This is a genomic window from Cryptosporangium sp. NPDC051539 (assembly GCF_044454545.1).
Lineage (GTDB): Bacteria > Actinomycetota > Actinomycetes > Mycobacteriales > Cryptosporangiaceae > Cryptosporangium.
The window spans coordinates 109,953-117,327 of record NZ_JBITDV010000020.1; the positions used below are offsets into that span (position 1 = coordinate 109,953).

Annotated in this window: 7 protein-coding genes; 5 read left to right on the forward strand and 2 right to left on the reverse strand. The window is 64.9% G+C overall.

The window, feature by feature from the left end:
- Positions 1 to 12: 12 nt before the first annotated feature.
- From ACIBZJ_RS41125 to ACIBZJ_RS41135, 3 genes are all read left to right on the forward strand, one after another.
- On the forward strand, positions 13 to 1,167 hold the full coding sequence (locus ACIBZJ_RS41125; RefSeq protein WP_395939057.1) for a serine hydrolase domain-containing protein: 1,155 nt from the start codon (positions 13 to 15) through the stop codon (positions 1,165 to 1,167).
- Between the two features lie 217 nt (positions 1,168 to 1,384).
- The gene (locus ACIBZJ_RS41130) at positions 1,385 to 1,549 is read left to right on the forward strand and encodes a hypothetical protein (RefSeq protein WP_395939058.1); all 165 of its coding nucleotides are present in this window, start codon (positions 1,385 to 1,387) and stop codon (positions 1,547 to 1,549) included.
- A 125-nt stretch (positions 1,550 to 1,674) separates the two neighbouring features.
- The gene (locus tag ACIBZJ_RS41135) at positions 1,675 to 2,742 is read left to right on the forward strand and encodes a hypothetical protein (protein WP_395939059.1); all 1,068 of its coding nucleotides are present in this window, start codon (positions 1,675 to 1,677) and stop codon (positions 2,740 to 2,742) included.
- Between the two features lie 414 nt (positions 2,743 to 3,156).
- On the opposite strand, the gene ACIBZJ_RS41140 is transcribed toward ACIBZJ_RS41135, so the two are convergent.
- Complete coding sequence (locus ACIBZJ_RS41140) at positions 3,157 to 4,005, reverse strand: hypothetical protein (RefSeq protein WP_395939060.1); 849 nt, start codon at positions 4,003 to 4,005, stop codon at positions 3,157 to 3,159.
- Positions 4,006 to 4,935: 930 nt separating this feature from the next.
- Between ACIBZJ_RS41140 and ACIBZJ_RS41145 the strand changes: the two genes are divergently transcribed.
- The gene (locus ACIBZJ_RS41145) at positions 4,936 to 5,748 is read left to right on the forward strand and encodes a hypothetical protein (protein WP_395939061.1); all 813 of its coding nucleotides are present in this window, start codon (positions 4,936 to 4,938) and stop codon (positions 5,746 to 5,748) included.
- 495 nt (positions 5,749 to 6,243) lie between these two features.
- Entirely contained in the window at positions 6,244 to 6,588 is a 345-nt protein-coding gene (locus ACIBZJ_RS41150; RefSeq protein WP_395939062.1) for a hypothetical protein, read from the forward strand.
- A gap of 163 nt (positions 6,589 to 6,751) precedes the next feature.
- On the opposite strand, the gene ACIBZJ_RS41155 is transcribed toward ACIBZJ_RS41150, so the two are convergent.
- Positions 6,752 to 7,219, reverse strand: a complete 468-nt coding sequence (locus ACIBZJ_RS41155; protein ID WP_395939063.1) for a transposase domain-containing protein — start codon at positions 7,217 to 7,219, stop codon at positions 6,752 to 6,754.
- Positions 7,220 to 7,375 lie beyond the last annotated feature (156 nt).

Below are 7,375 nucleotides of genomic sequence, written 5' to 3' on the forward strand. Positions count from 1 at the left end.
GAGCCTGGTGGCATGACTGAATTGAACGGAACAGTTGCCCCCTCGTTCGAGCCCGTCCGCGACGCGGTGGATCGACAATTGCGCAGTAAGGCCGAGGTCGGCCTGTCGCTCGCCGTGGATCTCGACGGCCACCGCGTGGTGGATTTGTGGGGCGGACATCGAGATGCTGAGCGCACTCGGCCGTGGCAGTCGGACACGATCGTCAACGTCTGGTCGATCACCAAGACGGTGACCAGCCTGGCTGCTCTGCTCCTCGTCGATGCCGGTGAACTGGACGTGTATGCGCCGGTGGCTCGCTACTGGCCCGAGTTCGCCGCCGGCGGCAAAGAGCACGTCGAGGTGCGGCACCTGATGTCCCACACCTCGGGTGTCTCGGGCCTCGACCACCCGGCGCGGCTGGAGGATTTGTACGATATCCGTTCAGCGGCTGCGCGGATGGCATCCCAGACGCCGTGGTGGACGCCCGGCTCGGCGTCCGGTTACCACCTGTTGAACTACGGCCACTTGATCGGTGAGCTCGTGCACCGGCTGACCGGCTCGTCGCTGCGCGACTTCGTCGACGAGTATCTCAGCCGCCCGTCGGGTGCTGATTTCCGGATCGGGCTCCCGAAGGCCGACGCCGCGCGGGCCGCCACTGTGTTCACGTCGGCTGTCGATTTCGATCCGACGACGCTCGACCGTGACAGCGTCGCGTACAAGACCTTCACCGGCCCGCAGGTCGACGCGAGCGCGGCCAACACACCGGCCTGGCGCGCTGCCGATCTCGGCGCCGCCAACGGACACGGCAACGCCCGGTCGGTCGCCGACGTCCTGGCGCCGCTGGCGCGCGGCCAATTGCTCAAGCCGGACACCGTCGACCTCATCTTCGACGAGCAGTCCAACGGGCCGGACCTGGTCAACGGACTCCACGTGCGGTGGGGAATCGGCTTCGCGCTACCGGACCAGCGCACCCTGCCCTGGATCCCGGACGGCCGGATCGCTTTCTGGGGCGGCTGGGGTGGCTCGATGGCGATCGTCGACTTCGATCGGCGTCTGACGATCAGCTACGCCATGAACAATATGGGCGCCGACATTCTCGGCTCACCACGCGCAGCCGCCTACGTTCGAGCCGTCTATCGAGCCGTCGACGGTGACGCTCGAATCCGATCGAAGGAGAACTCTCGATGAACTCGACGCGGCCCGGCCTGATCGGCGTCGGTGAACTCCCGGAACCCTGGCGGACCCGCAACTCCGAATCCTCGACGCGTCGACGTCCCTCGTCCTCGACCAGCGGATCAGCCCACTGCGCGGAATTTCCTCCGAACCCGTTCGGCGCTCTTTCGACGAGCCAATCCGCGAACGAGCTGGCCTTCGAGTAATGAGAATCAGGCATCGGTGCTCCCTCGTGTTTGATCCGCGCCAGCTGGATCGGTTGTGTTCGTGCGCGGTCGCCGATGCGCCGGACGGCGAAAATCTGCGCGCCGCCGACTTCATCGAAGCAGCCGACGCGGTCGCGAATCGGCAGAATGCGGCTCTGCTCGTGCGCGCTGGACGGGAAGCCCACCGTTGATGGGGCGGAGTATCTGCTGGAGCAGTTGTGCTGCTACACAGCTAACCTGCGCAACGCAGCTCGGCGATCCTGACCTGCACCGCCAGGCGCTGACCTGGCGGGGCGCGCTCCGGCGGAACTGGTCGGTGTGGGCATGGCGGCGTTTGTGGGCGGTTCTGGTCAACCCGCTGGCCCAGCCGCAGACTCGCGAGCAGGTCATCGCCCGCTTCGTCCCGCGCCTCCCCGCTGTGCCCGTCGGACAGATCCTGAGCCCGAACGCCCTGCCTTCGACCGTGGATTCAGCTACGCGCACACCGCTTCCTGTCGAGTGGGACCTCATCCGCGAGTCTGGTGACGACGACGTCCGGGCGCTGTTGCAGATTGTGGCCGCAGGAGTCGCCCGGCTCGACCACCTGGACGAGGTCGCGGGGGCCGCGTTCCGGGGTGGCGCCGATGACCTCGGTCCGTCGATCGTGGCCAGTCGGCTGACGCATCGCGCTGCGGAACCGCTGCCGCAGTTCGCGGCCTGGCTGGCCAACATGCTGTTCGATCGGGCCGAGAGGGGGAGTCGCCGGGAACTGCAGTGGGGCTCGGACGGTCGGCTGAGGCTTCCCACACGGCTCCAACGCGTCGGTGATCGGCTCCGGCTGGAAGGCGTCGAGGGCAGCGGATCGGTCTCGCTACGGGTGGAGGTATTCACCAGCGTCATTCAGCAACTGGGGTCCTTTCGCTGTCCGGAAACGCCTGGGCCGGCGGCCCGTACGCCGACGCGGTGCGCAAGTGATCGGTGGGAGGAGTTGACCGGCGCCGGGCCACCGAGCCTCTTGCGCGCCCGTACTCCGGCCATCGTCCGCGAGGCCCTGGTGCTCACCTACACATGCGACCTGTCCTTCGTCGAGGAGGTGTATGTGCGAGCAGCCCGTGCGGGCGGCGCAGTGACCAGCGTGTTCTATGACGCTCAACGGATCACCTCCCCGTCGGAGGGGCCGGTCGACTTCCTGCCGGTGCCAGTGGTCTGCCGCCGGGGCGGCGCGTTCCATCCGAAGCTCCTCGTGCTCGCCGGAGACGACGACACCGTGGTTGCGATCGGTTCAGGCAATGCGACCCCGTCCGGCTGGCACTACAACGCCGAGCTGTGGACATTCGTCCGCGGAACAGGGGCGACCGTCCCGGCGCTCTTTCACGGCTTGGGCCGCTGGCTGCGCCGATCTTGATAACCGTGCTCAGATTTGGTACCGAAGACTACTGAAAATCCGAAGTGCCATGACTTCCGGCATGCCCAGTTTGACATATGCAAATGCTGGTATAGGATCCAGACGCTTCGGGCGGTTGGCCGCTTTACCCGGTGTTCGGCATAGTGAACCACTCCAGTTCCGACTGTGATGTGACAAGCTGGCGGATGCCGCCGCGGACGAGAAAGGAATGGCGTGGACAACGACTAACGCATGTCACATTGGTGCGGCTGGAGAAATAGCGATGATTGCGCAGGAGGATTCGTGGGATCTTCCGGCCAAGCAGGCGGCGGCGATCTAGCCCAATCCATAGTGGCGAACAGGTTCCGAAGTAGATCCATCCCTAGGACGTTCGTTTGATGCGTGCACCACGGCCGGCCGTGGTGCAGCGTGCTCCTACCAGCGAAAGGCAATACCCACCTGATCGCGCGGCTCGCAGGGGTTCGCGAAAGTGTGGCTGACGAGGCCATTTTTTATGGACAATGAACGCTCCTCGCCTGTCGTCGGGGGGTCGGTCCGGTCCTCTGGGTCGCTGTAGTACCACACGCGGGTCGGCTGATGGCTGGAGTCGAAGACGACTCGGACGGTCAACCCGCGGATGGGGACGCCGTCTTCCGTGCGTTCGCCTGCTGCGATGCCATGGTTGTTGACGGGTACGTTGACCCATGGTCTTTCGTCCGGGGTTCCGGAGCTGAGCAGTTCGCTGGCGAGCCAGTGGCGCTCGCCCTGAACCAGTGGGTCGAAGAAGAGCCGGGCGATGACCTCTCCGTGCGGAACGAAGGGCACAGCCTCGGCGTGGCACCCCCAGACCTGTCCGAGGATGACTCCCGGACCGCTTCCCTGAAGTGGCGGGCGGCCTCGCATGACGTAGTGGTCGACACCATCGGCCATGGCGGTAATAAGCCGTTCGGTGATGCGACGCTCGAATGCCCTGCCTTGCAGGAACACCGTCGTGATCATGTAGTCGACGAAGACCGGATCAGCCCTCCTCCCGGGTTGGCGCCGAAACGCCCGAGGCTTGGGTAGATACGGAGTCCAGTGCTCCCGAGCCTGCAACTCGGCGAATCGACTCGCCAGGTAGATGGCCAGCGAACGCACGCCCTTCTTCCAGGCTATCTCCATCGGCTGGGTAGAGGTCGGATCTCCGAACACCTCGTTCAGCGCACGAAGTTGCTTGAAGCGCTGTGAGAGCGACGGCCCCCAAGGCTGCCCGATCTCTGGATCCCGAAGCCGGAATGCGGACATCAGTACCCGGCGGCGACGGGATAGGGACGTAGGGCCGACCTCTGGACTCGTAATTCCTTCCTGGATGAGCCGCCAGAGGGCACGTGCACGGTCGGCAGGAGGCATGCCCTCGAGTACCGCAGTAGGCGCGGTCAATGACGCCAATGCTGACCCGGTTTCGCTTGTCGGTCTGTCGATTGCGTGTGCGAGAAGATCGACGAGAGCCCCGTGGTTTCTCGTGCCGAGGTAGCGCAGCGCGGCTTCGACTTCGGACGCCGAAGGAACGCGCGGCCGATGTGCTTCCACCTGCTGCTCAGCTCCCCAGGTGACGTCACTGATCGAAGTGAACGACGAAAAACGACATTGTATTACGCTCCGACGACGTGCAGTTAGCAAAATACGAAACATAGTGGACTGATCATCGGGCGTGGGCCGCCGCGCGCTGACTGGCGAACTCTTATCATGGTAGTGGGCCTGTAGTGAGAAATGTTAAGTCCATCGTTGGTCGTGGGGCGGATGAATTCTCCCGATGTCCAGGGATCGTGCATCTCTGGCGGACGCTCGCGGCGTCACACGCTCCAGCGGTCCCCACCTCGTCCCGGGGAGGCGTAACCCATGGCGCTACAACGATTGGTGCGGCTGCGGCATGCCTCGTCGCCTCTCAGGCTCCAAATTGGCGATGCACCCAGAGGCGAGATGCCGTTGCGGCGAACCCACGTCAAGGCTGTCAACCGATCGGGGCTACGCGCGAGGTGTGCCCGGCGGCTGCGGCCAGGGTCACGCGGGCAGTTGCTCAGACGTAACAGCCAATGCCGTCAGCTGGGCGTCCCGTCGCTCAGCAAAGCGCGCCCGCGCGCGAGCGGCCAGAGCCGGGCGCTGAAGTAGGCCTCAGCAGTAGACGTTCTTGGACTGGTGTCGGATGTCCTCGAGAAGCAGGGAGAAGGCTGAGCGATGCGTACGGTGCTGCGGTTGCTGACGTCGGCCCTGCTGGGCTGGGCGACCTATGTTCTTTCGATCACTGCCCTTGATGCCCGGGTGCAGCCGCCGATCCTCACATCGTTGTTGGCTGTGGTGGTCGCGGTCTCGGCGATCCTGCAGTTCCTGTCAGTAGTGAGCGGGTTGCTCGGTAGTGATCGCAGTCCACTCGCCGCTGAAATTGAGTCCCTGCTGCAGGACAGGTTGGTTCACGCATACGACCAAGGACTCTTGGGCAGCGACCTGACCCGGATCAGCGCGCACGTGTGGGAGGTCCCAGCCCCATACCGTCGCCTGATCCCAATCTCCTTCCGCCGGTTCCTGCGGAAGACTTTCAGCTCCCAGATCCAACGACTCGCCTGGCGTCCCAAGCTTCACCGTGTCGCCTCGTTCCACCTGAGACAGCTGCCGCCTACGGGGATCGAGTTCAGGAAAGGCAAAGGCATTGTCGGAGCAGTTCTCGTCCTGAATGAATCCCACCTCGTCCAGGTAGTTGATTTCCGGAATTCCGGATTCTTGACCGCACTGGCCGGCGGTGAACGGACCTGGCACGATCAGCCCTTGAGTGTGACCCGCAACCTGGAGTACTGGGAGGCGGAAAGGCTGTCCCGGCGGTATGAACAGGCGATGGCCACCGTCATCCAGGACTCCCGTTCCGGCGAGGGGATCGGAGCCCTCACTCTGGAGGTGGCCGACGGGTTTCCGAAGCAACTGGGTACAGTTGACGAGTTGCTCTCGGAGATGAGGGCCCTGGCTACGCTCATCGGGCCGATGTTGGCCCACGGATGAGTCCAGGTCCAGCCGGCCTTGCCGGGGAGGGTCAGCGAATGGGGATGTTCGGCGACGTAGAGGTGCCGCGCGAAGGCCCGGGTTTGGTGAGCGTGGACGTTAGTGGCAAGAACTGCCCTACCGCCTCGGACCTCTACGTGGAGCATCGACGCCGTGGTGGAGTGAAGGTCCAGTTTTGGGAGAAGCTGCTCAATCGGCGACTACGTCCGGTCTAGATTGGATCGGACATCGGCGACCTAGATGGTTGATTCCTAACGGTGTGTCGACGCGTTCTGGCCCTTGACATGGGACGGAGGGTGGCGTTGGTCTGCGGTGACCGAAGACCTCGACGCTCTGCTGACCACGCTCTACGTATGGATCGATGATCATGTGCCCCGCCGTCGAGCGGCCGGCCGCTGGTGTTCTCCGACGCCGAGCTGCTGACCGCCGCCGTGGCTCAGGCGCTGCTCCAGGTCGTCTCCGAACGCTGCTGGCTGCGGGCCGGCTCGCGACACCATGTTCTGGCGCGCGACGACGTCTGGCTGGCCGACTCCACGGCGGTCGCCTGCGGGAATTCCCGGGAACCAGCTTCCTCTCCCGCTGGTTCTGCGTGCACCTGGTCGCCATCCCTGCCGGCCTCCGGTCACCTGGGCCCTGGCCGGCGCGAAAGCCGACGAACGCGATGTCCTGCTCGACCTGTTCGACACCGAGCCCAGGCTGCTCACCGATCGGCCGGGACAGACGATTCTCGCGGACCAGAGCTACCGGCGCCGCGAGTTCGAACACCAGCTCACCGACAAGGGCACCCGGCTGTTGATTCCGGCCTACCGCAATCGAAAACCGCGATCTTTCAGACCTTGAAAGGCCGGCTCGGTCTCGAGAACCACGGCGCGCGCACCCTAACCGGCGTCTGCGTCCGCATCGCCCAACGCCTCCTCGCACTCACCGCCGCGATCTGGCACACGACCACGCCGGCCAACCGATCACCCGATCACTGATCGCCTACGACCACTGACCTTCGGAATCAACCATCTAGCAGCGCACAGGGCATCGGCTTCAGCACCGCCTCCAGCGGATAGCGACCCGCTGCAGGCCACGGCCCGAACGGGGCGGCCGGCCGAATGCCTCCTCGTTCTCCGCTGTGTCGGGCAGATCGAACGTGCTGCCATCGATCGCGACCAGACGCCAGCCACGGTAGAACGCGCCGTGCCGTGCCCGGCCCCGCCACCGGCCGGCACACCTGGGCGAACAGCGCCTTGACCGGCTCCACACCCAACCGGCGGCGGCCCTTCCAGATCGCGGCGGTCGAAGGCACCTGCCAGCCACCACTCCACCGCCGCCGACGCAGACCGTCAGTCAGCAACCGGGCTACTTCCTCGTAGCCCTGCCCGCTGAACAGGCACATCGCGAGCACGAAGTACATCACCAGCCGAGCAGGCAACAACCGGCTGCGTTTCTGTGTCCGGCCCTCGGCCGCCACCACCTCGTCCACAAGCGACGGTGGGAACACCCCAGGGCCCCGGCAAAGTCGCAGCGGTGTCCTGTTTGGAGTAGAAGCGCCGCTGTTGGTGGCAGCAAGACGGGCATGACCGGCTCGGAAGATCATCAAGGTTCTCTACGCCATGATGAATCGACCGAAGTGAGTCAT

What these genes read in the sequence shown, in the direction of transcription:
- ACIBZJ_RS41125 (WP_395939057.1), top strand. Translation starts at nt 13, where the DNA reads ATGACTGAATTGAACGGAACAGTTGCCCCCTCGTTCGAGCCCGTCCGC.
- ACIBZJ_RS41140 (WP_395939060.1), bottom strand. Translation starts at nt 4,005, where the DNA reads ATGTCCGCATTCCGGCTTCGGGATCCAGAGATCGGGCAGCCTTGGGGG.
- ACIBZJ_RS41145 (WP_395939061.1), top strand. Translation starts at nt 4,936, where the DNA reads ATGCGTACGGTGCTGCGGTTGCTGACGTCGGCCCTGCTGGGCTGGGCG.
- ACIBZJ_RS41150 (WP_395939062.1), top strand. Translation starts at nt 6,244, where the DNA reads ATGTTCTGGCGCGCGACGACGTCTGGCTGGCCGACTCCACGGCGGTCG.